This window comes from Sphingopyxis sp. 10G20-10 (genome assembly GCF_057365075.1).
In genome coordinates this window covers 651,439-674,879 of sequence record NZ_CP195117.1, presented here as the reverse complement: position 1 = coordinate 674,879, position 23,441 = coordinate 651,439, and the positions used below count along the sequence as shown (strand labels likewise).

Genomic DNA, 23,441 nt, shown 5'->3' with positions numbered 1-23,441 from the left:
AATCATTGGCAAATGGAGCGCGAAACCCAATTTATCGGCCAGTCGGCCACTTTCCAGGATGCGGTCGAACGTGCGTCACTGGCCGCCGCGCTGGATCGCCCCGTGCTGGTGGTTGGCGAACGCGGGACCGGCAAGGAACTGATCGCCGAACGGCTGCACCGGCTGTCGACGCGTTGGGACAAGCCCTATGTCATCATGAATTGCGCGGCGCTGCCCGAAACCTTGATCGAGGCCGAATTGTTCGGGCACGAAGCCGGTGCCTTTACCGGCGCCACCCGCGCCCGCGCCGGCCGGTTTGAAGAGTCCGATGGCGGCACTTTGTTTCTCGACGAACTGGCGACCCTGTCGATGGGCGCGCAGGAGCGGCTGCTCCGCGCCGTCGAATATGGCGAGGTCACCCGCGTCGGTTCCTCGCGCCCGATCCGTGTCGACGTCCGTATCGTCGCAGCAACCAACGAGCATCTGCCCGCGCTGGTCGACGACAATAGATTTCGCGCCGATCTGCTCGACCGCCTCTCGTTCGAAGTCATCACCCTGCCCCCACTTCGCGCCCGCGAGGGAGACATAGAGGTGCTGGCGCAATATTTTGGTCAGCGCATGGCAACAGTGCTCGACTGGGAGGAATGGCCCGGATTCGGCCCGCGCGCGCTGGCGGCTATGGAGGGGCATAGCTGGCCCGGCAATGTCCGCGAGCTGCGCAACGTCATCGAACGCGCCATCTATCGCTGGCCGGACCGCGATTCGCCCGTCGACGCCCTGAGTTTCGACCCCTTTGCCAGCCCGTGGCAGCCTGTTCAGGCACCCCATGCCGCCACCAAAGTCGTGCCTGCATCTGATGCGCCCACTGACCATGCGGCTGGCGAAACGGCTCACGCTATTCCGCCAGCCGGACCAGTCAGCGACTTGCGCGCCGCAGTCGATGCCTATGAACGGCAAATATTGGCCGACACCATGGCCCGCTGTCGCTTTAATCAAAAGGTCGCCGCCGAGGCGCTGTCGCTCAGCTATGACCAGATTCGCCACGCGCTCAAAAAACATGGACTAAATTAGGGTTTCTCGCCGTCTCCTCCGACGGAACCCGCCGGCTTATTGCCCCGGCAAACGCGCTTCCAGCCCCGCAAGCACTGCATTTTGCGCCGCAACCATGGTGATCAAATCTGCGCGCAAGGCATATATGTCGGGCAGGCCGTCGATCGATTCGTCGATACTGCGCTCCAGATAGAGGCGATCAATATCGGCAAGGGCGTCGGTCACTGGCGCGCGCGTTGCCTGAAGCCGCGATATGGCTTGTTGTGCGACGACCCACTTTTCGCTGGCAATAGTTGCACCAGCCGCCGCTGCGACCAGTGGCTCGGCGACTCCGCGCTCGGTAGAAAAGGCCTGTCCCGCCGCCGCCGAATCACCGCGCCAGCGCGCCAGCCGTCCAGCCAGATCCACAGGCAAAGGCCCCGGCGCCTCCACCGCAATGGTCGGCGGGGCCACGTCCAGGCGCCCTTCGACCGCGCGCTTGGCCAGCGAAGGATAACCCTCGCCCGTACTCATGGCGCAGCCCGACACCAAAAGCGCCAGAACCGGCGCACCAAAGCCAAAGAAATATAGGTGTCGCATTGCTCTAGCCTGATATGGGGGCCAGCGCCGGTCAGCAAGTGTCGAATCGGGGTCAGCGCAGATTCTTGACGCGCGCAGCCGCGAAAAGGCGAAAAGCGCGGAGTTTGGCGGTTGACAGCACGGCCATGGCTCGTTAGTGGGCCTGACTTTCCCGCATGCTGGAAAAATCGCCTGCCTCGGCAGGTGTCTGGTGCGCGGGTGCTTTATTTTTGATGATGGATGGAAGACCATGTTCGCAATCGTGCGCACGGGCGGCAAGCAATATCGCGTCGCCGCTGGAGACAAGATCGCTGTTGAGAAACTCGACGGTGAAGCGGGTGACACTGTGTCGCTCGGTGACATTTTGCTGGCCGGTGACGGCGGCGAAGTAAAGAGCACCGACGGACTGACCGTGTCGGCCGAGATCATCGCGCAGACGCGCGGCGAAAAGGTCATCGTGTTCAAAAAGCGTCGCCGGCACAATTACCGCCGCCGCAATGGCCATCGCCAGTCGCTGACGCTGCTGCGCATCACTGCCGTCGGCGAAGCCAAAAAGGCGGCCCCGAAAAAGGCTGAAGCCGCGCCAAAGAAGGCAGAGGCTGCTCAGGCGACCGAAACCAAGGCCGCACCGGCAGCCAAGGCAGCACCAGCCGCTAAGAAAGCAGCCGCGCCGAAAAAGGCTGCTGCCCCGAAAGCCGCTGCTGCCAAGGACGCGGCTCCGGCCAAAAAGCCCGCTGCAAAGAAACCCGCCGCCAAAAAGGCAGCCCCCAAGAAAGACGCTTGAGCGCGGCAACGCAGCTCGGTTTTAGACACTAAGGAGTATCGGTCATGGCACATAAAAAAGCAGGCGGTTCATCGCGCAACGGTCGCGACTCAGCTGGCCGCCGCCTTGGCGTGAAAAAGTTCGGCGGTCAGGAAGTGATCGGCGGCAATATTATCGTGCGTCAGCGCGGCACCAAAGTCTATCCGGGCGTCAATGTCGGGATGGGCAAGGACCACACGCTGTTTGCCACCGTCGAGGGTCATGTCCGTTTCCATGATGGCAAACTTGGCCGCAAATATGTGTCGGTCGATGCCATGGCAGAAGCCGCCGAATAAACGACGATCGCTAACGGGTCGTCCTTACCAAGGGTGACCCGGAACGGTCCTTTCCGCCACAAACGGAAACAAAGTTCGAAAGAGGGAGACGGGTCACCCCCCGGCCTCCCTTTTTTATTGCCTGATTTCCGCATCCACGCGGGCAAGCGCAAAAATGGGGCTATCCATCTCCCTCGATCATCGACTGTCGTCAAAGCGTCACCATCTACGTTCAGGCGACAGGATATATCGGGAGTAAAATGATGTTTGCGCGTACCGAAAGACTGTTGCTGCGGCCCGGCTGGGCCGAAGATGTCGTGGCGTTGACCCAGGCGTTGAGTGAGGAAGCGGTTGTGCGCAACCTGTCGCGTGCACCTTGGCCATATAGCGAGAATGCGGCACGCCAGTTTCTAGGCGGGTTCAGCGAGCAGGGACTGCCGCGCTTTCTGATTTTCAGCCGCACCGGCGGCGCACCACGCCTCGTCGGCGGCTGCGGCATTTCTGAAAGCGCCGAAGACGGGTTGGCAATCGGATATTGGATTGCGCGCCCCTTTTGGGGACTGGGCTTTGCCACAGAGGCGGGGCGCCAGTTGCTCCATATCGCGCGCACCATGCACCTGCCGCGCCTCACCGCCGGTCATTTCGTCGACAATCCGGCATCGGGCGCCGTACTCCGCAAGCTGGGCTTTCGTCCCACCGGACAGATTGCTCCGCGCTACAGCGCCGCGCGCGGCGGCGAAGCACCGTGCGCCTTGTTCGAAGAAGGGGACGGTGTCAGCGATGGCACCGTCACCCCGATGCGAAGCCGCGTCTCGCCCGACGAAGATTATCGCGAAACCCTGCGTCTGATTGCGGCCTGAAACCGGGCAACGCGGTTGCACCGGCCCGATCTTTTGTTCAGATAGGCCCCTGATCCTTTAGTTGCAGGAGCTTATCCTTTGTCTTTCTTCCCCAATTCTTCGTTCAGCCGCCGCCAGACGCTCGCCGGCCTGGGCGCCGGTGCGGCAACGATTGCGCTGACCGGCCCCGCCGCAGCCGCTAGCCTCGCCAACGCCTCAGCCCCGCTCGACGACACACGCGCGCAGGCGCTGCTCGACAGCATTGCCGAGCGCCTGCTCGCGCTCGCCCCCGAACAGGCGACCTCGCTGGGCATCGACACCAGCGCTCGCGCGGCCCTGCGCGGGCAGCTTTCTGATCGGTCCGCCGAAGGACAAGCCGCTGTCGCCGAGACGCTACGCGCCGACCTGGCCCGCGTCCGCGCCGCCGACATGTCAGCGCTCAGCCACGCCACGCGGACCAGCCTCGCGGTGGTCGAAAGCGCCTATGACGTCGCGCTGGCGGGCTTTGCCCTGCCCTATGGCGATGTCGCGGTCGGCGGCTGGCGAAACACGCCCTATGTCGTGATCCAGAATGTCGGTGCCTATCTTGACGTGCCGCGCTTTCTGGACAGCGACCATCCGGTCAAGACATCCGCCGATGCAGAGGCCTATCTGTCACGTCTTTCCGCCTATCCAGCGGCACTGGACGGAGAGAATGAGCGGCTGAAGGCAACCGGCGCACAAGGCGTCGTCGCGCCATCCTTTCTGATCGACAAGGCATTGAAGCAGATGGGCCAATCGCTGGCCGATGCAAAACAAGGCGGCGGACTGGTCGAAAGCCTCGTCCGCCGCACCCGCGCCGCGAACATAGCGGGCAACTGGGGACCGCGCGCCGAAGCCATCGTCCGCGATGCGGTCGCTCCGGCGCTCGAGCGCCAGATCGCCGAACTCACCCGCCAGCGCAGCACAGCAACGCGCGATGCCGGTTTGTGGGCACGCCCCGGCGGCGACGAATTTTACGCTTGGGCGCTGCGCGCCAGCACGACGACGCGCATGACGCCCGACGAGGTACATCAGATGGGCATCGAACAGCTTGCCGAACTGCACGGACGGATGGACCCGATCCTCAAAAGTCTGGGCTATACCAAGGGGACAATCGGCGAACGGATGCACGGACTGGCCAAGGACCCGCGCTTTCAATTCCCAGCCGGCGACCCCGGCCGCGCCGAAATCATGGCCTATATCCAAACTTGGCTGGGCAAAATCCGGCACGAGCTGCCCCGCGCCTTTCGCACGTTGGTCAAGGGCAATGTCGAAGTGAAACGCTTGCCTCTTGCCGAAGAACCCGGCGCGCCCGCCGCCTATGGCGGCGCGGGGTCCATCGACGGCACTATCCCGGGGAAATTCTGGATCAATTTGCGCACGACAGACCTGCACAGCAAATATTCCCTCCCCGACCTTGCGATGCACGAAGCGATTCCGGGGCATGTCTGGCAGGGCGAATATGCCAACCAGATGCCCCTCATCCGTTCAATGCTGGCGTTCAACGCCTATTCGGAAGGTTGGGCGCTCTATGCCGAACAGCTCGCTGATGAGCTTGGCCTTTATGATGATTTTGCGGTCGGACGGCTGGGCTATCTGCAATCCATCGCTTTTCGCGCCTGCCGCCTCGTTGTCGATTCGGGCCTCCACGCCAAACGCTGGACGCGCGAACAGGGCATCCGCTTTTTCGTCGAGCGCAACGGGTCAAACCCGCTGGAAGTCGAGAGCGAAGTCGAACGTTACTGCAGCTGGCCGGGTCAGGCTTGCGGCTACAAAGTCGGTCACAGCGAAATCAACCACCAGCGCGACCGCGCCAAAACGGCGCTAGGCGCGGCGTATGACCTGCGCGATTTTGACGACACCGTGGTCAAGGGCGGCAACGTGCCGCTCGACGTGCTGGCAAAAAATGTCGAGGAATATATCGCGACCGGCAAGGGATAAGGCAGACCCCGGGCTTGACCCGGGATCTGCCCTTTTTCGCATAGCGACAGTGGCGTCTGCTATTTCTTCCCGAACAGCGATCCGGCAAGACTGCTGAGGTCGTTGAGCGGATTGCCGTCGCCGTCGCGATCGATCATCGCCGAAATCTTGCCGAGGGCATTTTCGCCGCCCATCTGGCTGACCAAATTTGTCAGCGTGTCGGTCGACAGGCCGGTGGAGGCCGCCGCGCCCGCAACCGTGTCGCCGGGTTCGGGGTGGGCTTTACCCAGCGCCGCCATAGCGGCCGCCACTTGCTCTTCGTTCAGCCCGACCTTGGCCGCAAGGCCCGCCAACTGATCGCTACCGCCCAATTGTTCCATCAAACCGTCGAACATTCCCATCCTTATTCTCCTTAAAATCGTGAGTCGCGTACCTATGCAGCCTAAGTCGGCGACTGAAAATTCCCAAGCAAATACTGGGCGTCACGCCCGATACGTCGGGCGGCGCCATGTCATTGTGGCCTTCACGGCAACGGCATCAGGTCGGGCACGACAAATCCGCGCCGTGCCTCGACGGAAAAGAGCCGGTCGCGCGAACAATGACAAAGCGGCCATTCGCGATTGCCGCGTGGGCCGTTAATCAGCGCATTAGCGCTTGCGACCAGTGGCTCGTCGACCGCACGCTAAGCCAGATGCGCCGCATGCGTGTATGCTTCGCGGGGCAGATTGCAGGCGAGCAGCCCGATGCCGAGCGCGCGAACAGCGACATCATCGGCAAAGAGTCGGGGTTTATAAGGGTCAGTCATAGTCCGGTCCTTTCCGAGCATCGCGCCCGGACGGGATCGGACAAATTCAGGCAGTGGCCGTTTGGCGCGGGGCCGCTTGGCGAACGCCTTCGTCAACATGGTCGGCAAATTGGCCGAAATTATTAACGAACAGCGTGACCAGCTTTTGCGCCGTCGCATCATATTCGCCCTTGTCGGACCAGGCTTCGCGCGGATCGAGAATGGCGCTGTCAACGCCGGACACCGTCACCGGAAATTCGAACCCGAAATTCGGGTCTTTGCGAAACTCGCTGTTGTTGAGGCTGCCGTCGAGCGCTGCGTTCAACAACGCGCGCGTGGCCTTGATCGGCATACGGCTGATCCCGTCCATCGTCGCCATGCCGCCGGTCCAGCCGGTATTGACAAGCCAGCATTGCACGCCGCCCTTTGCAATCCGCTCTTTCAGCAGATTGCCATAGACCGACGGATGACGCGGCATAAACGGCGCACCAAAACAGGTCGAGAAGGTCGCCTCTGGCTCGGTCACGCCGATTTCGGTCCCCGCGACTTTCGCGGTATAGCCCGAGAGGAAATGATACATCGCCTGATCGGGGGTCAGCCGCGCGATCGGAGGCAGTACGCCAAAGGCATCGGCGGTCAGGAAGATCACCGTTTTGGGCACCGGACCCATATTCTTTTCCGACGTGTTCGGAATGAAATCAATCGGGTAGGCGCCGCGCGTATTTTCGGCGAGACTGTTGTCGTCAAAGTCGAGCTCGCGCGTTTCGGGGTCGATCACGACATTTTCCAGCACCGTACCAAACCGCTTGCTGGTCGCGTAAATTTCGGGTTCGGCTTCTTCCGACAGGCGGATCATCTTGGCATAGCAGCCGCCTTCAAAGTTAAAGACCGCCGTGTCCGACCAACCATGTTCGTCGTCGCCGATCAGCGTGCGGCTGGCGTCGGCGGACAGCGTCGTCTTGCCGGTGCCTGACAGGCCAAAAAATACGGCCGTGTCACCATCGGGTCCGATATTGGCCGAACAATGCATCGGCATCACGCCATCAACGGGGAGCAGATAGTTGAGGATGCCGAACACAGACTTCTTCATTTCGCCCGCATAGGCGGTGCCGCCGATCAGGACGAGCTTTTCGGCAAAATTCACCGCAACCACGGTTTCGCTGCGCGTCCCGTGCTTGGCGGGGTCGGCACGGAAACTCGGCAGGTCGATGATCGTATATTCGGCATCGAAAGCGGCCAGCTCGGCGGGCGTCGGGCGCACCAGCAGGGTGCGGATGAACTGGCTGTGCCAGGCCAATTCGGTCAGCACCTGAACGCCGACGCGATGTTCGGGCTGCGACCCGCCGAACAATTGCTGACGATAAAGGCGCGGGCGTTCGGCCAGCGCGGCGAAGAAATCGGCCTTGAGCGCGGCAAAATGATCGGGGGTCATCGCAACATTGGTGGTCCCCCACCAGACGGTATCGGCAGTGCTATCATCCTTGACGATGAATTTGTCCTTGGCGGAGCGGCCAGTGTGCTTTCCGGTGGAAACGACCAGCGGGCCGTCCTTGGCGAGCAGGCCTTCGTCATGGCGGATCGCAGCCTCGACCAGCGCCGATGCGCCCCAGTTTTCGGCGATGTCCGCCTTTGTTTTGACCGCAATTTTGCCGATCTGGACCTGTGTCATTGTCTTGCCTTTCCCATTGCCGAGTCGGCCCATTGCATAGCTATGCAACGCAGGCCAAGCACAAGGGAAGGCCCGCATGAACATGGGTGCCGACAGGACGTCGATTCCGTAAATCGCTGCCGCGTTAGCGAGGATGGGGCGGGAGGTCAAAAGATTATATGGCGCAGCTTCGTCCCGATGCGACGCTGTTGTCGGCACCCCGACGATGGGCTATTCCGGCCCTTGGCCTTTGCTGCAACAGGCGCCCGTACAGGAAGATTATGACCGCAACCATTGCGCTGGTCGACGATGACCGCAACATCCTGCAATCGCTGTCGATCGCGCTGCAAGCCGAAGGCTTTGTGACGCGCGTGTACAGCGATGGCGAGGCCGCGTTGAAACCGCTGATCGATAATCCACCCGATCTTGCCATTTTCGATATCAAAATGCCGCGAATGGACGGTCTGGAACTGCTGCGCCGCTTGCGCGAAAAAAGTCAGCTGCCGGTCATTTTCCTGACATCCAAGGATGACGAGATCGACGAAGCGTTGGGACTCGCAATGGGGGCCGATGATTATATCGCCAAACCCTTTTCCCAACGGCTAGTGATAGCGCGCGTCCGGGCGATCCTGCGGCGCGTCGAACTGAACCAGAAATTGCCGTCACCAGATGACGAGCCTGTCGCCGATCCGATCCAGCGCGGTCGGCTGACGATGGACCCGGCGCGGCACAAGGTTGCCTGGGACGACAAGGATGTGACGCTGACCGTAACAGAGTTTTTGATTCTCGAAACGCTGGCCGCACGTCCCGGCATCGTGCGCAGTCGCAACCAGTTGATGGACGCCGCCTATCAGGACGATGTCTATATCGACGACCGCACCATCGACAGCCATATCAAACGCCTGCGCCGCAAGTTCCGCGAGGTCGACCCCGAATTTGACGCCATCGCCACCCTCTATGGGGCGGGCTATCGGTTTGCTGATGAAGTCTAATCACCGCAAGCAGGACGGGGACGATCTGCGGCTGTTCTGGTCGGCGCGCTGGTCGCTGACGACGCGCATATTGGCGGTCAATATTCTGGCGATTGCTCTCCTCGCGGGCGGCTTTTTCTATCTCGATACCTACCGCACCCGACTAGTCGATACGCGGATCGTGGCGATGGACGAACAAATGGCGATGCTCGCGCTCGCGCTCGAAGCGGCCGAGCCCGGCAAGCGCCAGATGCTGATTACCAGTTTCACGCGCTCGACCAGTTCGCGGCTTCGCATATATGCGCCCGACGGCCACCGACTGTCCGACAGCTTCACCACCGCACCGCCCACCTATGTCCTTCGCGACCCCGAAAAACAGCAGTGGCAGCGCGATGTCGCGCGCGCAATGGACCGCGGGATCGACTGGATCGTCAGCGCCCCGATCCCGGAAAATTTCAAAGAGCCGACCCACGACCGGGCCGCCGCTTGGCCCGAAGTCATCCAGGCACAGAAAACGGGAAAAACGGTCCATCGCTTTCGCTATGTGCCCGAACGAACACCGTTGCTCAGCACCGCGCGACCTGTCGATCTTGGCGGCGCGCAGACGATGCTGATGACCGTCAACGCACGCGACATCACGCGCACCGTGCGCGCCGAGCGTTTTCGCCTCGCGGTGGTCATCTCGATGGTGCTGATGGCGTCGATCCTGCTGTCGCTCTTTCTGGCCCGCACCATTGTCGGCCCCTTGCGTCGGCTGGCTCGCGCGGCGGTGCGGGTCCGGCTCGGTCGCGCGCGCGAAGTCATCGTCCCCCGCCTGCCAAGTCGCCGCGACGAAATCGGGACGCTCGCCCGCGCGCTCAGCGATATGACGCAGGCGCTGCGCGAGCGAATCGACGCCGGCGAACATTTCGCCGCAGATGTGACGCATGAACTCAAAAACCCGCTCGCCTCGCTGCGTTCCGCTATCGAAAGCCTCGGCAGCGTCAGCAAAGACGATCAACGTCGCCAGTTACTGACCATCGCCGAAGAGGATGTCCGGCGGCTCGACCGGCTGGTCAGCGACATCAGCGAGGCAAGCCGCGTCGATGCGCAATTGTCGCGCACCCATTTTGAACCGATCGATATGGGGTCGATGGTCGGCGCGATGCTCGCCTCGCGGGCCGCCCGCCAGGATCGCGATGGGCCGCAGCCACGCATCGCCTTCGCCCGCCCGCGCAAAGGCGCCGCCATAGTGATGGGTGACGGCCACCGACTCGAGCGCGCCATCGACAATGTCATCGACAATGCCCTTAGCTTCTCTCCCCCTGATGGCTTGGTCTGCATCCGCGCTACCCGGCTGGGGAATGATGTGCATATCCAGGTCGAAGATGATGGCCCGGGCATCGATCCAGCGCAGCGCGAGGCTATATTTCGGCGCTTCCACAGCGATCGGCCGTCGGGTGAAGCCTTTGGCCGCCACAGCGGGCTTGGCCTTGCCATCGCGCGCACGATCATCGAGGGGCATCGCGGGTCGATTGTGGTGGGTGCCCGCGAAGATGGCGAACGCGGTGCCTGCTTTGTCATCACGCTCCCTGCGACCGACAGTGACTGACCCTTTGCACTGCGCCACAACACCGGCTTGCGGTGTATCACGGCGACCGGTAAGTCTTGCGCAATGGAGTCCGCGTTGACCGCCCCCGACCCACTCAATATCCACGCCAGCTGCGTCGCCGTCGGGACATATGGTGTCCTGTTGCTTGGCCAATCGGGACAGGGCAAATCGGACGTCGCGCTGAGGTTGATTGACCGCGGCGCGCGACTGGTTGCCGACGATCGCTGCGACATTTGGTCTGAACAGGGCCAGCTTTGGTGTCGTCCGCCTGCCGTCCTCGCGGGAAAGCTCGAAGTGCGCGGTCTTGGCATCCTCGACGAACCCTGGATCGCCCCGGTGCAACTCGCCCTCGCCGTCCGGCTCTGCGAACAATATGACCGTATGCCACCCGAGGGACAGGTCGAACATATTGCAGGCCACAACCTGCCGCTGGTCACAGCATCGGGATTTGAGGCCTCGACGCCGATTAAGATTCTGCGCGCGCTCGATGCGCAGGCCGTGCTCTGATGGCCACGCGCGCCGAGCCCCGTTTGCTGCTGGTCACCGGATTGTCGGGTGCTGGCAAATCGACCGTGCTGAACGTGCTGGAAGATTTGGGTTGGGAGGTTGTCGACAATCTGCCGCTGGCACTGCTCGATGCGTTGCTCGACGCGCCGGTGAAACGGCGCGAGGCCAATCGACCGCTGGCCGTCGGCATCGACAGCCGAAGCCGGGGATTTAGGCCCGCCCTGCTGGTACGCCGGATGAAAGAACTCCGCGACGCGGGTGGGCGCGACATCAGCACCCTATTCCTCGATTGCGCGGGGGCCGAGCTGGAACGGCGTTTTTCCGAAACGCGTCGTCGCCACCCGCTTGCCGAAGACCGCCCCGCCGCCGATGGCATCGCGCGCGAGCGGGAGATGATGGACGGTTTGCGCCGCTGGGCCGAACAGGTCATCGACACCACCAATTACAGTGCCAATGACCTGCAACAGGAAATCCGCACCGGCTTTGCCGAAACCGGCGACGATGAACCCGTGCTCAGCGTTCTCAGCTTTGGTTTTGCCCGCGGCCTGCCGCGTAATGCCGATCTGGTGTTTGACATGCGGTTCCTGCAAAATCCGCATTGGGACCCGCAATTGCGTCCGCTGACCGGACTCGATGCGGGCGTCGCGGCCCATGTTGCAGCCGACCCCTTCTATGCCAGCACTGTCGAACAGATCGAGAAACTGTTGCTGACCGTACTGCCCCGCTATCGCGCCGAGGGGAAAAGCTATGTCACCATTGCCTTTGGCTGTACGGGCGGGCGGCATCGCTCTGTCCATGTCGCCGAACGGGTCGCCGCGACGCTGCGCGCGGCGGGGTTTCAGCCGACGGTAATGCATCGCAACCTTGACTCCGCCCCGCAAGATGGGCTTGAGGGCAAGCCCCCGCCCAAGGCGCCTGCGCCCGGCGATGGATTTTGATGAGGGTCCGTACATAAATGCCCGCCGATAAAGCACCCGCCTTGCTGGGTTTGGTCCTTGTCACCCACGGTCGACTCGCCGTCGAAATGGTGACCGCGATGGAACATGTCGTCGGTCCGCAGCGCGCCATCGCGTCGGTCTGCATCGGGGCCAATGACAATATGGAAATGCGGCGACAGGAAATTGCCGCTGCCGTGTCAGAGGTCGACGAAGGACGCGGGGTCATCATGCTGACTGATTTGTTCGGTGGAACCCCATCCAACCTCGCGATCAGCCTGATGGAACCGGGCAAGAGCGAAGTGATCGCCGGCGTCAATTTGCCGATGTTGATCCGGCTCGAAAGCGCGCGCAAGACCATGGATATTCGCGCCGCCGTTGCGGCCGCACGAGAAGCAGGGCAAAAATATATCTCGGTCGCCTCTGAAATGCTGGGCATCGCCCATGACTGACGTTTCGGAAACGGTCGAGATTACCAACCAGCGCGGCCTCCACGCGCGCGCCAGCGCCAAGTTCGTTACCTTTGTCAGCCGCCTGCCCGACGGCGTGGGGGTCGAGGTCGAAAAAAACGGATCGCGCGTCAACGGCACCTCTATCATGGGTCTGATGATGCTGGGCGCCGCCAAAGGCGACAGCATCACCATCCACACCAGCGGCGCGGGCGCCGAGGCGGCCCTGTTGAAACTCGTCGGGCTGGTCAAGGACAGCTTCGGCGAAGATTGAGGGCGCCGCTTTGAGCACTCCCCCCCATTCCGGCCGCCGTACCAGGATCGAAAGCCTGTCGAACCCGCTGGTCAAGCGGATGCGGCTGTTGCGCGAAAAACGCCATCGCAAGGCCGAAGGGCTGTTCCTCGCCGAAGGTTTGCGCATCGCCACAGAAGCGCGCGAGGCCGGAATATTGCCGCAATGGCTGTTTCTGGGGCCAGAGGGCGAGACGCATCCGCTGGCCAATGCGCTGGCCACCGAAACGCTGAACAATGGCGGCGAAGTCGTCGAGACAACGCCCGCGATCCTGTCCAAATTATCGGGCAAAGATAATCCGCAAACCATCGTCGGCATCTATGCCGAGCCCGCCACCGCGCTGGCCGAGATCGACCGTAGCAGCGCACCGTTATGGCTGGTCGCCGAACGGCTGCGCGACCCCGGCAACCTAGGCACCATGTTACGCACCGGCGATGCGGTTGGTGCGGGCGGGTTGATCCTGATCGACGAGTGCACCGACCCCTATGCGGTCGAAGCCGTGCGCGCGAGCATGGGAGCGATCTTCACGCAAAAACTGGTGCAGGCGCGCTGGGATGATTTCTTGCCTTGGCTGCGGAACGGTCTCGGCCAGTTGGTCGCCACGCATCTGGAAGCGGCGCAAGATTATCAGGCGGTCGCCTATACCGCCCCGACCTTCATCCTGATCGGCAATGAATCACAGGGGCTGCCCGCCACCTATGCCGCCGCCGCCGATGTGCGCGTCAAAATGCCGATGCTGGGCAAGGCCGACAGCCTGAACGCCGCCGTCGCCGCCGCCGTCATGGCCTATGAGGTGGTCAACCAGCGGCGGCAGCGATAGGGTCCGAACATGCGCACAGGTTCAGGCTTGCGACAGGCGGGCGGAACCATAGTTCAAGAGCGATCGTTCGACATTGGGGGGCATGGGCCGCCCCTAAAGTTCAGGGGAATTTTCATGATCAAGCCGCTTGCCACTCTTTCGCTTGCCCTGACGCTGGGCGCCTGCGCGCCCGTCGCAGAGGCCCCCGTCACGGCGAGCAGCGACACGGCGCCCGCCGCCACTCCCGCACCCGCCTATATGGCAATGGGTACCGAACCGGGCTGGACGGTCGAGATCACGCCCGACACCCTCAACTATAATGGCGATATTATGGGGAAACCCAGATCATCGTCCCCAACCCCGGCGCAAAGCCGTCCTTTAACGGCGAACGCTTTGTCACCGAACGGCTAAGCGTCGATGTGACCCATGTGATATGCAATGACGGGATGAGCGACCGGCGCTATGCCGACACGGTGATGGTCAAAGCGGATGGCAAAGAATTAAGGGGATGCGGCGGCGCGATTCTGCCGCCCGCCAACCTGGCTGGCACGCACTGGACGATCCTGTCGATCAACGGCAAGGATGTCCTGCCCAGTCGCCCCACAGAGCTACGCTTTGAAGATGGCCGGATCAGCGGCAGAGCGGGCTGCAACCGCTTTTCGGGTCCGTATAGCAGCGACGGCAAACGACTGAGCATCGCAACGATGATGACAACGCGCATGGCGTGCGCGGACCCGCGCGATGCCCCCAATGCCGGTTCGTCCGCCATGGAGCAGGAGCAAGCCTTTTTCGCCCTTCTGGCTGAACCGATCAGCCTTCGCTTCACCCCCGAAGGCAAACTGGATCTGGTGGGTGTCGGCGGCAAATCGGCGGTGCTGGCCCCGGTGGAATAGCGATTACTCCCCAGCGTCGTTGACCGCAGAGGGCGCGCTGGCCAGTTTGGCGAGTGGGCGGGCGCTTTGTTCGGCGACAGGCAAGACGGGAATATCCTTGGCGCCGGTTTCGATATCAAGCGTCTCGAACCGTCGTGCTTGGGTCAGCACCTGACTTTCGAAACTGCCGACAAAGCTGTTGTAAGCTCCCGTCGCGGCATCAAGATTCTTGCCAACCTTGGCAATGTGCGACCCCATCACCGCCATACGGGCATAAAGATCCTTGCCCAGCATCGCGATTTCGCGCGCCTGCCCCGCCAGTTTTTCCTGCCGCCACACCGCCGCCACCGTGCGCGCGATGGCGATCAAATTGGTCGGGGTGGCCAGCAGCACCTTGCGGTCAAAAGCATAGTCCCACAGCGCCGCATCCTGATCGAGTGCCGCGGCGAGGAAATGCTCACCCGGCACGAACATCACGACATAATCGGGCGTGTCTTCAAACTGGTTCCAATAGCTCTTGGCCCCCAGCGCGTTGACATGCGCCTTCATCGCGGTGGCGTGGGCGGTCAGATGCACCGCCTTTTCGGCCTCGTCGACCGCGCCAAAAGCATCCTGATAGGCGTTGAGCGAAACCTTGGCATCGATCACCAGATTCTGTCCGCCGGGAACGCGGATCACCACATCGGGCCGCAGCCGTCCGCCGTCGCCATCGTCAACGCTGACCTCGGTCTGAAAATCGGCATGTTCGGATAGCCCGCAGCTTTCGAGCACATTGCGAAGTTGCTGTTCACCCCAGCGCCCGCGCGCCTTGGGCGCATTGCGTAGTGCGTTGACCAGCTTCGCCGCTTCGCTCGACACGCGCTCGGTGCCCTCGCGCATCGCGGCAATCTGACCACCGAGCAAGCCGAACGCATCGCGGCGTTCGGCCTCGACTTTTTTCACCTCGACCTCATATTTTTCCAGCCGGTCGTGCACCGGTTTGAGCAGCGCCTCCAAACTCTTTCCGCTGCTCGCTTCGCTTTGCTTGAACCGCTCATCGGCACGCTCGAGGAAGCTTTTTTGCGCCGTGTCGAGCATTGTTTGACCCACTTCGCGAAATTGCGTGGTGAGCGCTGCCTGTGCATCCTTCAATTGAGCGATCTGCGCCTCAAACGCTTTCTCACGCTCGGTCTGCGCGCTCGACAGCGCCGCAAGCTCACGCTCTGCGGTCTGACGCCCGGTTGATTCACCCGCCAGATCGGCGATTGCGGACTTGAAACGCTCGGCAAAATTGTCACGCTCGGCCTTTAACCCAGCCGACTGACGACCGGCAAACAGCCAGCCAATAAGCGCCCCGACCAGCAAGGCCGCAAGAATGAGAAAAATCTGGGTCATAATCATGCGCGGAACATAGAATGAACAGGGCGCGCTTGACCAGTGGTTTTTGAAATGGCGGGATTATGCCGGAACAAAAGGTAAAATCGCACGATAGGCATCGACCCCCGGCGCACCGGCGACGGTCTGGCCCTGCGTCAACAGCCAATAATGGCGGACAATTTCGGCCTGTTGTTCCAGCCCGTAACGGCTGAGCGGCCAGCCGGGTTTCAGGCCATAGCTATAGCTGGCAAAGGGGTGCCGCATCAGCACCAGATACCAACGGCCACGCGTCTGCGCCTGCCACACATGGGTCATTTCATGGATAAACAGGCCCTGCAGCGATTGCGAAGCAGTGCTGAAATCGTCGCAATAAAGCGTGCCGTGCGGGTTGAAATGGATATGCCCCATCGGCGCCATGACGGTGCGGCGCGGCTGAAAGAAAATCCATTTATGATGGCAAACCCGCACATGGTCATAGGCGATGGCGTCACCAAACACACCGCGCGCCAGCCTTACCTCGCCGGTGGTTAAGGGACGCGAAGCCTTGGGCACGCTGCGCCTAATGCGCCATATCTTTCATCGGGGCGTCGGCGGGTGCCGCCGCGTCGGTTTCTGCTGCGGGCGCATCGCCTGTCGCAGGTGCTGCCACCGGCTTTTTAATCTCCAGATCGAACAAGATCCGATCCTTGTTGGTGAAAACAAACACCATCGGCAGCCGCCCCGCCTCAATCGCCGCCGGATTGATATTCCAGATCATCAGATGCTTACCGCCGGGCGCAAAATCCATCTCGCCCTTGGCAGGGACGGGGACAGAGCGCAGCGGCTTCATCGTCATCATCCCGTTTTCCTTGACGCTCTCGTGCATTTCGACGCGCTGTGCCAGATCGGCAGACACGGCGACAAGGTCGACCGGCTGCTCTCCGCCCTCAACCGTAAAATAGCCGGCAGAGGGGCGATCGGGGGTCGCGCCAAGTTCAATATAGCCGCTGGCGACATGCAACACCGCGCCCTCGACCAGATTTTCATGACAGCCGGTTAGCGAAAGCGAAGCCACAGCGAGGGTGGCGAGGGGGAGGAATTTCATGAGCGCGGACTCCTGTATCGGAAGCAATTTCATCTTCCAGATAGGCATTGGCAGCCCTTGTGCCAAGGACAAGCGCACCTATATCGCGCCCATAACCCAAGAAATATGGCGTGCCGTCAGGGCGCCAGACTATGTGACAAAAGGACGAAAGACTCATGGCAAAAGTGATCGGGATCGATCTGGGAACCACCAACAGCTGTGTTGCAGTGATGGAAGGCGGCAAGCCCAAGGTAATTGAAAATTCGGAAGGCACGCGCACGACGCCCTCGATCGTCGCCTTTGCCAAGGATGGCGAGCGCCTGATTGGCCAGCCTGCCAAGCGCCAGGCCGTGACCAACCCTGAAAACACCATCTTTGCCGTCAAGCGCCTGATCGGCCGCCGCTTTGACGACCCCATGACCAAAAAGGACATGGAACTGGTCCCCTATGCAATCGCAAAGGGCTCGACCGGCGATGCGTGGGTCAAGGCAGGCGGCGAAGAATATTCGCCGTCACAGATTTCCGCCTTCATCCTGCAAAAGATGAAGGAAACCGCCGAATCCTATTTGGGTGAAACGGTGACGCAGGCGGTGATTACCGTCCCCGCCTATTTCAACGACGCCCAGCGTCAGGCGACCAAGGATGCCGGCAAGATTGCGGGCCTTGAAGTGCTGCGCATCATCAACGAACCGACCGCAGCCGCTCTCGCCTATGGCCTCGACAAGACCGAGAATAAGACGATCGCGGTCTATGACCTTGGCGGCGGCACGTTCGACATTTCGATTCTCGAAGTCGGCGATGGCGTGTTCGAAGTGAAGTCGACCAACGGGGACACCTTCCTCGGTGGTGAAGATTTCGACAGCAAAATTGTCGAATTTCTGGCCGATGCGTTCAAAAAGGACGAAGGCATTGACCTGCGCGGCGACAAGCTGGCGCTGCAACGCCTGAAAGAATCGGCTGAAAAGGCCAAGATCGAACTGTCATCGGCGGCAACGACCGAGGTCAACCTGCCCTTCATTACCGCCGACGCCAACGGGCCGAAGCATCTGGTCAAGACGATCACCCGTTCGGACCTTGAAAAGCTGGTCGAAAGCCTCGTCAAGCGGACCCTCGACCCCTGCAAAAAAGCGATCAAGGACGCAGGCGTCGACCCCAAGGATATCGACGAAATCGTGTTGGTCGGCGGCATGACACGTATGCCGCGTGTCCGCGAAGTCGTGAAAGATTTCTTCGGCCAAGAACCCCACACCGGCGTCAACCCCGACGAGGTCGTGGCCATCGGTGCCGCGATTCAGGCCGGCGTGCTACAGGGCGACGTCAAGGACGTGCTGTTGCTCGACGTGACCCCGCTGTCGCTGGGCATTGAAACGCTGGGCGGTGTGTTCACACGCATGATCGACCGCAACACGACGATCCCGACCAAAAAGTCGCAGGTCTATTCAACCGCTGATGACAATCAGTCGGCTGTGACGATCCGCGTCTTTCAGGGCGAGCGCGAAATGGCCGCCGACAACAAGGCACTCGGCCAGTTCGACCTCGTCGGCATCCCGCCCGCTCCGCGCGGCGTGCCGCAGATCGAAGTGACCTTTGACATCGACGCCAATGGCATCGTGTCGGTCCATGCCAAGGATAAGGGCACGGGCAAGGAACAGCAGATCAAGATCCAGGCATCGGGCGGCTTGTCGGACGGCGACATTGATCAGATGGTCAAGGACGCCGAACAATTTGCCGAAGAAGACAAAAAGCGCCGCGAGGCTGCCGAAGCCAAGAACAACGCCGAAAGCCTGATCCACACGACCGAGCGTCAGCTGGTCGAGCATGGGGATAAGATCGACGCCGCGCTCAAGGCCGAAATCGAAGCCGCCGTTGCCGAAGCGAAAACCGCTGTCGAAGGCGGCGAGCCCGAAGCGATGACCGAAAAGAGCCAAGCGCTAGCGCAAGTCGCGATGAAGCTCGGCCAGGCGATCTATGAGCAAGAGCAAAAGGACGCCGCCTCACCCGACGCCGAGGGCGAAGCGCCCAAGGCCGAAGACGAAGATGTCGTCGATGCGGAATTCTCGGAAGTCGACGAAGACAATAAGGGCTGATCAGACAAGCCCCGTTCGCGCCATCAACCGCGCGAACGGGGCGACCTGATCTAACTGGGGACCTAAATGTCACTCGACATCGATTATTATGAGTTACTGGAATGTGATCGCAGCGCCGACGATCGCACGCTAAAGGCCAGCTATCGCAAGCTTGCGATGCAATATCATCCCGACCGCAATCCGGGATGCCATGACAGCGAAGCCCGGTTCAAGGCGATCAGCGAAGCCTATGACTGCCTGCGCGATCCGCAAAAGCGCGCGGCCTATGATCGCTTCGGCAAGGCCGCGTTCCAGAATGGCGGCCCCGGCGGTGGTGGTGGCGGAGCCGATTTTGGCGACATTGGCGATATTTTTGAATCGATCTTTGGCTCTGCCTTTGGCGGCGGCGGCCAGCGCCAACGCGGCCCCGCGCGTGGTGCCGATTTACGCTATGATCTGGAAATCCGGCTGGAGGATGCCTTCGCCGGATGCAGCCGCGAGATTGAAGTCGATGTCGCGGCGCGATGCGACAGCTGTGATGGCAGCGGCGCCAAACCCGGCACCTCGACCCATCGCTGCACCACCTGCGCCGGTCATGGCAAGGTGCGCGCGCAGCAGGGCTTTTTCATGGTCGAGCGCGTCTGCCCCCATTGTCAGGGCGCGGGAGAGGTTATCGCCGACCCCTGCCCCACCTGTCAGGGCGAAGGCCGTATCGACCGGCGCAAGACGCTGACCGTCACAATCCCCGCCGGTGTCGACGAAGGCACGCGCATCCGGCTGAGCGGCGAAGGCGAATCGGGCGCGCGCGGTGCCGGGGCTGGCGACCTGTATATTTTCCTGCACTTAAAACGGCACAAATTGTTCGAGCGCGAGGGCACAACCTTGTTCACCCGCGCGCCGATCAGCTTTACCACGGCGGCGCTGGGCGGCGAAATCACCATCCCCGGCCTTGACGGCACGCGCCACGACATTCGCATTCCCGCGGGCATCCAGTCTGGCAAGCAATTGCGCCAGCGCGGGGCCGGTATGCCGGTCCTCAACGGGCGCGGCCATGGCGATCTGGTGATTCAGGTCGATGTCGAAACCCCAACCAAATTGAGCGCGCGGCAAAAGGAATTGCTGGCCGAGTTTCAGGAAACCGAGACCGGCGATGAAAGCCCCGCCGCGCAAGGCTTTTTCACGCGCATCAAGGATATGTGGGACGATCTGACCGATTAGGGTCACGCCCACCTATCTTTCCTGTGGTCCGCTTGGTAGCCTGTCTGCCCCGCCCACACGGAAAGAAGATTCCCCATGCGCCCTCTTCGCTTTGCACCGCTCGCCTTGCTCCTCGCCCCGCTGCCCGCATTCGCGCAGGATTTCTCCAAGGTCGAAATCAAGACCGAGCAGGCGGGACCCGGCGTGTCGGTGCTGTTTGGCGCGGGCGGCAATATTGCGGTCAGCCATGGCAGCGACGGCACCGTGCTGGTCGATGACCAGTTTGCACCGCTAACCCCTAAAATCGAAGCCGCAGTCACCGCCCTTGGCGCGAGTCCGGTCAAATGGCTGATCAACACCCACTGGCATGGCGACCATAGCGGCGGGAACGAAAATTTCGGCAAGGCGGGCGTGATGATCATGGCGCAGGATCATGTCCGCGAGCGACTGGCCGAGGGCAATGTCGCCAGCGGCGGAAAATCCGCCCCCGCGCCTGCCGCTGCGCTGCCCGTCCTTACCTATCATGACGGCATCACGCTGCACCTCAACGGCGACACGATCCGCGTCCGCCACGCCCCGCACGCCCACACCGACGGCGATTCAATCCTGTTCTGGGACAAAGCCAATGTTGTCCATATGGGCGACACCTTCTTTAACAAAATCTCGCTTCCCTTCATCGACCTGAAAAGCGGTGGCTCGGTTTATGGCGTATTGGCCGCTGCCGACATGGTGCTGGGGGAAATCAACGACCAGACGGTCATCATCCCCGGTCACGGCCCACTGGCGACCAAGGCCGACCTTGTCGCCTATCGCGATATGCTGGCGAGTGTGATCGCTGCGGTCGAAAGCGCCAAGGCGGCGGGAAAATCGCTGACCGAGATTCAGGCGATGAAGCCGGCGACCAAATGGGAAGTCCCCGGCGGTTTTATCTCGGGCGATGCCTTTGTCACGGCGGTGTATAACAGCGAGAAGCCGCATCATCACCAGCCCGACCGATCCAAGGATATTATGAGCGATCAGGACAGCGGCGACCACGCGCACTAAAGCTCTGACGCGTCTTAGTCTGCGTCAATCTCAACCCGCAATTCGGCGATCAATGCCGCAACCTTGGGCAAGCGCCCTTCCTCTTCATCCAAGATCGCGTGAAAGGCCCGACGCTTGATCCTGGCGAGGTCTGCGGCGGGGAGCGCTCCGTCGCCGCTCACACTGCTCGCCACGATGTCGATCAGGCGGTCGGCACCGTGTAGTCGTCCCCACAGATAATCATTCTCGCGATAGGCGCGGCTAAAAAAGGCGCCGAAGCTGTTGAATTCGATTCCCTTCAGCGACTCCGCCGCGCCACCGGTCCGGATCGCATTGGCATCAGACGGCGAAATGCGGTCGATCTTGACCGGATCATATTCGTCAAAACCCTCGCCTTGCAGCAGCGGCAGCGTCGCAATGTCGTAAAAGGGATAGCCCAAATAGGCGAGCAGCATCACCCGCCGGTCATCCTTGGGCAAGGTGGCGAGCGCATCGGCGACCAGCGCATCGGCTTCGCTGTCGGCGGCGGTGAGGTCGCGGCGCTCTGCGATGGCGTCGAGCCACGCCCCCATATCGGCATCAGGTGCAACATCGATGTCGGCCAGCCAGCTATCGCCCTCGCGCTCCAGATAGATGCCGAGCGCGGTGAATATGGCGCTGCGCATTATTTCACAGGCGGGGTCGCTCGCCTCGCGCTTGGCCTCGACAGCCGCGTCGAGTTCGCGCGCCAGAAAGCGCAAGCGGCGGACCCTGAAATCGAGGTCATGGGCGCGGAAAAAGGCAATCGCATCGTCATTGGCCCCCGCGCCGCGCTTGCCCGAAATACGGTCGAGCCCGCGCCGGCGGATTTCCTCCCACAGGGCGTCGCGGCGGTTGCCTTGATGAACCTCTCCCTTGGCGGGGACCAGCCGGTCGATTACTCCCACCAGATCCTCGACCACCGACGATAATTTCAAATGGCCATAGGGTGCATAGGCAAATCCTGCGCGCACAGAGGCTTCATCCTGCGCCTTGGCGCGCCATTTCTTGAGCCGCGGGATCGTCGGGCTGTTGAGAAAAAAGGTCGTCCCGAACAAGGCCGCGACATGTTCCTCTACCTCGGGCTTAATCGCATCGACGATGTGCTGCATCCGGCGAATCCGCCGTGACAGGCCGGCGAGTGCGTCGACATTGTCGCGGATCGGCTGTTCGCGCGGAATTTCGGAAAGAGCACCGAGGATTGTTGTCAAAAACCCCGGCAAACGGGGAGTACCATCCTCTGCATCGCCGTCGGGCTGCCCAGCCACTTTGCCGAGGCTGATCGCGCGATAATCGGGTTTGGGGTCGATATAGACAAAGCGCCGATCAATCTCACGCCGAGCCGGACGCTGTTTGAGCGCTGCAATCGCGGGCTTGAATGGCGCGTTGGCCAGCACCGATCCGTCAATCATCACGCGGTCGGCAGGCTCTATATCCTCGGTCGCTACAGGCAATTGGGTGGTGATGAATTCGTCGCGTCGTGCCCAATCCAGCCTGCGCCGGACGAGCACCCGATCGAGTTCGCGCAAGGTAAAGGGGGGAAAGGCGCCGGGGAAGCTGGCGGTCGCGCGGGCCGCCGCGGTCAGGGCAATTCTGTCATCGAGTTGCGCGCCCGATCCACCCGTTTGTCTCGCCTTGCAGAAATGCATCACAAGGCGATGTTCCTGCTCGGTCACGCGGGGCGGACTGTTGAGTGCCAGCAGCGCACTATGCCCCGCAAAATCTGTCACCGAAACAAACAGGTCGACCGGCAAGCCATCGGGGACCAACGGCGGCCCCTTTGGTCCGGCGTCCATCGCATCAAAAGCGTCGATGAGCAGGTTGCAGAATGTCTCGCCGCCAAAGGGCGGCTGAAACCAGCGCGCGCGGACAAAGCGCGACAGCTTGGCGCGCACCTCATCCTGCGCCGCCGCGCCGACAGTGCGATCGATGACATTGCCACGCCGCTTCATTGCCCAGCCCGCAATCGGCACCGCCCAAAATTTAGTCGCGCGCGACAAGGGCCGCGCATCGGGGTCGATCAACCGGTCGACATCGGCGCTGTCGAGCCACAGGTCGGTGAGCGGTTCGAGCGATTGGCCGGTTGCGAGCGCGCGGGCGAGGAAGATACCGTTGATGCCTCCTGCGCTCGCCCCCGCAACAATATCGGCCAGCACGCGCAGCCGGATATGGCTGTGTTCGGCCATCGCGTCGAGCAGTTCGCCATAAACCGCGCCCGACCCGCTGAGCGGATCTCCGTCGTGAACGGCGCGCGAGGCAGCGGCGAGCCGCCACACCTCTTTGGTGATGCCGTGCATATAAACGGCCAGGCTGATGCCGCCGTAACAGATGAGGGCGAAGCGAAGCTCTTTCTCGCGCATGGCATTCTGATAGCGCGAAATTTCGAACAAGGCGAAATTTTCGATGCTACGGTAAAGATCGGCCAA

25 protein-coding genes are annotated in these 23,441 nt (G+C 61.8%); 17 read left to right on the top strand and 8 right to left on the bottom strand.

Features of this window, described 5'->3' with window-relative positions; translation table 11 throughout:
- The first annotated feature begins 12 nt into the window (after positions 1-12).
- On the top strand, positions 13-1,050 hold the full coding sequence (pspF, locus tag ACR3XE_RS03300; RefSeq protein ID WP_486185907.1) for a phage shock protein operon transcriptional activator: 1,038 nt from the start codon (positions 13-15) through the stop codon (positions 1,048-1,050).
- Between the two features lie 36 nt (positions 1,051-1,086).
- On the opposite strand, the gene ACR3XE_RS03295 is transcribed toward pspF, so the two are convergent.
- A complete protein-coding gene (locus ACR3XE_RS03295; protein WP_486185906.1) occupies positions 1,087-1,608 on the bottom strand; it encodes a hypothetical protein in 522 nt (173 codons plus the stop codon).
- Positions 1,609-1,837: 229 nt separating this feature from the next.
- Here ACR3XE_RS03295 and rplU point away from each other — a divergent pair, with 229 nt between their 5' ends.
- The 4 genes from rplU (at position 1,838) to ACR3XE_RS03275 (ending at position 5,465) form a co-directional block, all read left to right on the top strand.
- Entirely contained in the window at positions 1,838-2,371 is a 534-nt protein-coding gene (rplU, locus tag ACR3XE_RS03290) for a 50S ribosomal protein L21 (protein ID WP_473699021.1), read from the top strand.
- 44 nt (positions 2,372-2,415) lie between these two features.
- Entirely contained in the window at positions 2,416-2,685 is a 270-nt protein-coding gene (rpmA, locus tag ACR3XE_RS03285) for a 50S ribosomal protein L27 (protein WP_473699022.1), read from the top strand.
- A gap of 242 nt (positions 2,686-2,927) precedes the next feature.
- Entirely contained in the window at positions 2,928-3,524 is a 597-nt protein-coding gene (locus ACR3XE_RS03280) for a GNAT family N-acetyltransferase (protein WP_473700378.1), read from the top strand.
- A gap of 78 nt (positions 3,525-3,602) precedes the next feature.
- Positions 3,603-5,465 (top strand): DUF885 domain-containing protein, encoded by a 1,863-nt coding sequence (locus tag ACR3XE_RS03275; RefSeq protein ID WP_486185905.1) that lies wholly within the window; start codon positions 3,603-3,605, stop codon positions 5,463-5,465.
- Positions 5,466-5,524: 59 nt separating this feature from the next.
- Here ACR3XE_RS03275 and ACR3XE_RS03270 read toward each other — a convergent pair whose 3' ends face one another.
- From ACR3XE_RS03270 to ACR3XE_RS03260, 3 genes are all read right to left on the bottom strand, one after another.
- Positions 5,525-5,845, bottom strand: coding sequence for a hypothetical protein (locus ACR3XE_RS03270; protein ID WP_473699023.1), 321 nt, complete (start codon positions 5,843-5,845; stop codon positions 5,525-5,527).
- Between the two features lie 281 nt (positions 5,846-6,126).
- Entirely contained in the window at positions 6,127-6,249 is a 123-nt protein-coding gene (locus tag ACR3XE_RS03265; RefSeq protein WP_473699024.1) for a hypothetical protein, read from the bottom strand.
- A gap of 46 nt (positions 6,250-6,295) precedes the next feature.
- Complete coding sequence (locus tag ACR3XE_RS03260) at positions 6,296-7,897, bottom strand: phosphoenolpyruvate carboxykinase (protein ID WP_473699025.1); 1,602 nt, start codon at positions 7,895-7,897, stop codon at positions 6,296-6,298.
- A gap of 260 nt (positions 7,898-8,157) precedes the next feature.
- On the opposite strand from ACR3XE_RS03260, the gene ACR3XE_RS03255 reads away from it, so the two are divergent.
- The 9 genes from ACR3XE_RS03255 to ACR3XE_RS03215 all read left to right on the top strand — a co-directional run bounded on the left by ACR3XE_RS03255 (position 8,158) and on the right by ACR3XE_RS03215 (position 14,313).
- Positions 8,158-8,868: a response regulator gene (locus ACR3XE_RS03255; protein ID WP_473699026.1), complete on the top strand. Its 711-nt coding sequence runs from the start codon at positions 8,158-8,160 to the stop codon at positions 8,866-8,868.
- Positions 8,858-10,438 (top strand): sensor histidine kinase, encoded by a 1,581-nt coding sequence (locus ACR3XE_RS03250; protein WP_486185904.1) that lies wholly within the window; start codon positions 8,858-8,860, stop codon positions 10,436-10,438. The genes ACR3XE_RS03255 and ACR3XE_RS03250 overlap by 11 nt, the downstream gene beginning before the upstream one ends.
- A 75-nt stretch (positions 10,439-10,513) precedes the next feature.
- Positions 10,514-10,945: an HPr kinase/phosphorylase gene (locus ACR3XE_RS03245; protein ID WP_473699027.1), complete on the top strand. Its 432-nt coding sequence runs from the start codon at positions 10,514-10,516 to the stop codon at positions 10,943-10,945.
- Positions 10,945-11,883, top strand: a complete 939-nt coding sequence (gene rapZ / locus ACR3XE_RS03240) for an RNase adapter RapZ (RefSeq protein ID WP_473699028.1) — start codon at positions 10,945-10,947, stop codon at positions 11,881-11,883. Before ACR3XE_RS03245 ends, rapZ begins: the two co-directional genes overlap by 1 nt.
- A 41-nt stretch (positions 11,884-11,924) precedes the next feature.
- Entirely contained in the window at positions 11,925-12,332 is a 408-nt protein-coding gene (locus tag ACR3XE_RS03235) for a PTS sugar transporter subunit IIA (protein ID WP_473700379.1), read from the top strand.
- Positions 12,325-12,603, top strand: a complete 279-nt coding sequence (locus ACR3XE_RS03230) for an HPr family phosphocarrier protein (RefSeq protein WP_473699029.1) — start codon at positions 12,325-12,327, stop codon at positions 12,601-12,603. The genes ACR3XE_RS03235 and ACR3XE_RS03230 overlap by 8 nt, the downstream gene beginning before the upstream one ends.
- Positions 12,604-12,682: 79 nt before the next feature.
- Positions 12,683-13,441 carry a TrmH family RNA methyltransferase gene (locus ACR3XE_RS03225; protein WP_473699030.1) on the top strand — a complete coding sequence of 253 codons (759 nt, stop codon included), beginning with the start codon at positions 12,683-12,685 and terminating at the stop codon, positions 13,439-13,441.
- Positions 13,442-13,555: 114 nt separating this feature from the next.
- Positions 13,556-13,831 (top strand): hypothetical protein, encoded by a 276-nt coding sequence (locus tag ACR3XE_RS03220; protein WP_473699031.1) that lies wholly within the window; start codon positions 13,556-13,558, stop codon positions 13,829-13,831.
- A gap of 35 nt (positions 13,832-13,866) precedes the next feature.
- Positions 13,867-14,313, top strand: coding sequence for an META domain-containing protein (locus tag ACR3XE_RS03215; RefSeq protein WP_473699032.1), 447 nt, complete (start codon positions 13,867-13,869; stop codon positions 14,311-14,313).
- 3 nt (positions 14,314-14,316) lie between these two features.
- On the opposite strand, the gene ACR3XE_RS03210 is transcribed toward ACR3XE_RS03215, so the two are convergent.
- The 3 genes from ACR3XE_RS03210 to ACR3XE_RS03200 are packed head-to-tail and all read right to left on the bottom strand — an operon-like array spanning position 14,317 to position 16,732.
- Positions 14,317-15,672 (bottom strand): DNA recombination protein RmuC, encoded by a 1,356-nt coding sequence (locus ACR3XE_RS03210; RefSeq protein ID WP_473699033.1) that lies wholly within the window; start codon positions 15,670-15,672, stop codon positions 14,317-14,319.
- 57 nt (positions 15,673-15,729) lie between these two features.
- Complete coding sequence (locus ACR3XE_RS03205) at positions 15,730-16,200, bottom strand: vgr related protein (protein ID WP_473699034.1); 471 nt, start codon at positions 16,198-16,200, stop codon at positions 15,730-15,732.
- Between the two features lie 7 nt (positions 16,201-16,207).
- Entirely contained in the window at positions 16,208-16,732 is a 525-nt protein-coding gene (locus ACR3XE_RS03200; RefSeq protein WP_473699035.1) for a copper chaperone PCu(A)C, read from the bottom strand.
- Between the two features lie 155 nt (positions 16,733-16,887).
- Here ACR3XE_RS03200 and dnaK point away from each other — a divergent pair, with 155 nt between their 5' ends.
- The 3 genes from dnaK to ACR3XE_RS03185 all read left to right on the top strand — a co-directional run bounded on the left by dnaK (position 16,888) and on the right by ACR3XE_RS03185 (position 21,018).
- Positions 16,888-18,798 (top strand): molecular chaperone DnaK, encoded by a 1,911-nt coding sequence (gene dnaK, locus ACR3XE_RS03195; protein ID WP_473699036.1) that lies wholly within the window; start codon positions 16,888-16,890, stop codon positions 18,796-18,798.
- Between the two features lie 66 nt (positions 18,799-18,864).
- Positions 18,865-19,995, top strand: coding sequence for a molecular chaperone DnaJ (gene dnaJ, locus ACR3XE_RS03190; protein WP_473699037.1), 1,131 nt, complete (start codon positions 18,865-18,867; stop codon positions 19,993-19,995).
- 75 nt (positions 19,996-20,070) lie between these two features.
- Positions 20,071-21,018, top strand: a complete 948-nt coding sequence (locus ACR3XE_RS03185; protein WP_473699038.1) for an MBL fold metallo-hydrolase — start codon at positions 20,071-20,073, stop codon at positions 21,016-21,018.
- A 14-nt stretch (positions 21,019-21,032) separates the two neighbouring features.
- On the opposite strand, the gene ACR3XE_RS03180 is transcribed toward ACR3XE_RS03185, so the two are convergent.
- The gene (locus tag ACR3XE_RS03180; RefSeq protein WP_486186011.1) at positions 21,033-23,375 is read right to left on the bottom strand and encodes a patatin-like protein; all 2,343 of its coding nucleotides are present in this window, start codon (positions 23,373-23,375) and stop codon (positions 21,033-21,035) included.
- Between the last annotated feature and the right edge of the window lie 66 nt (positions 23,376-23,441).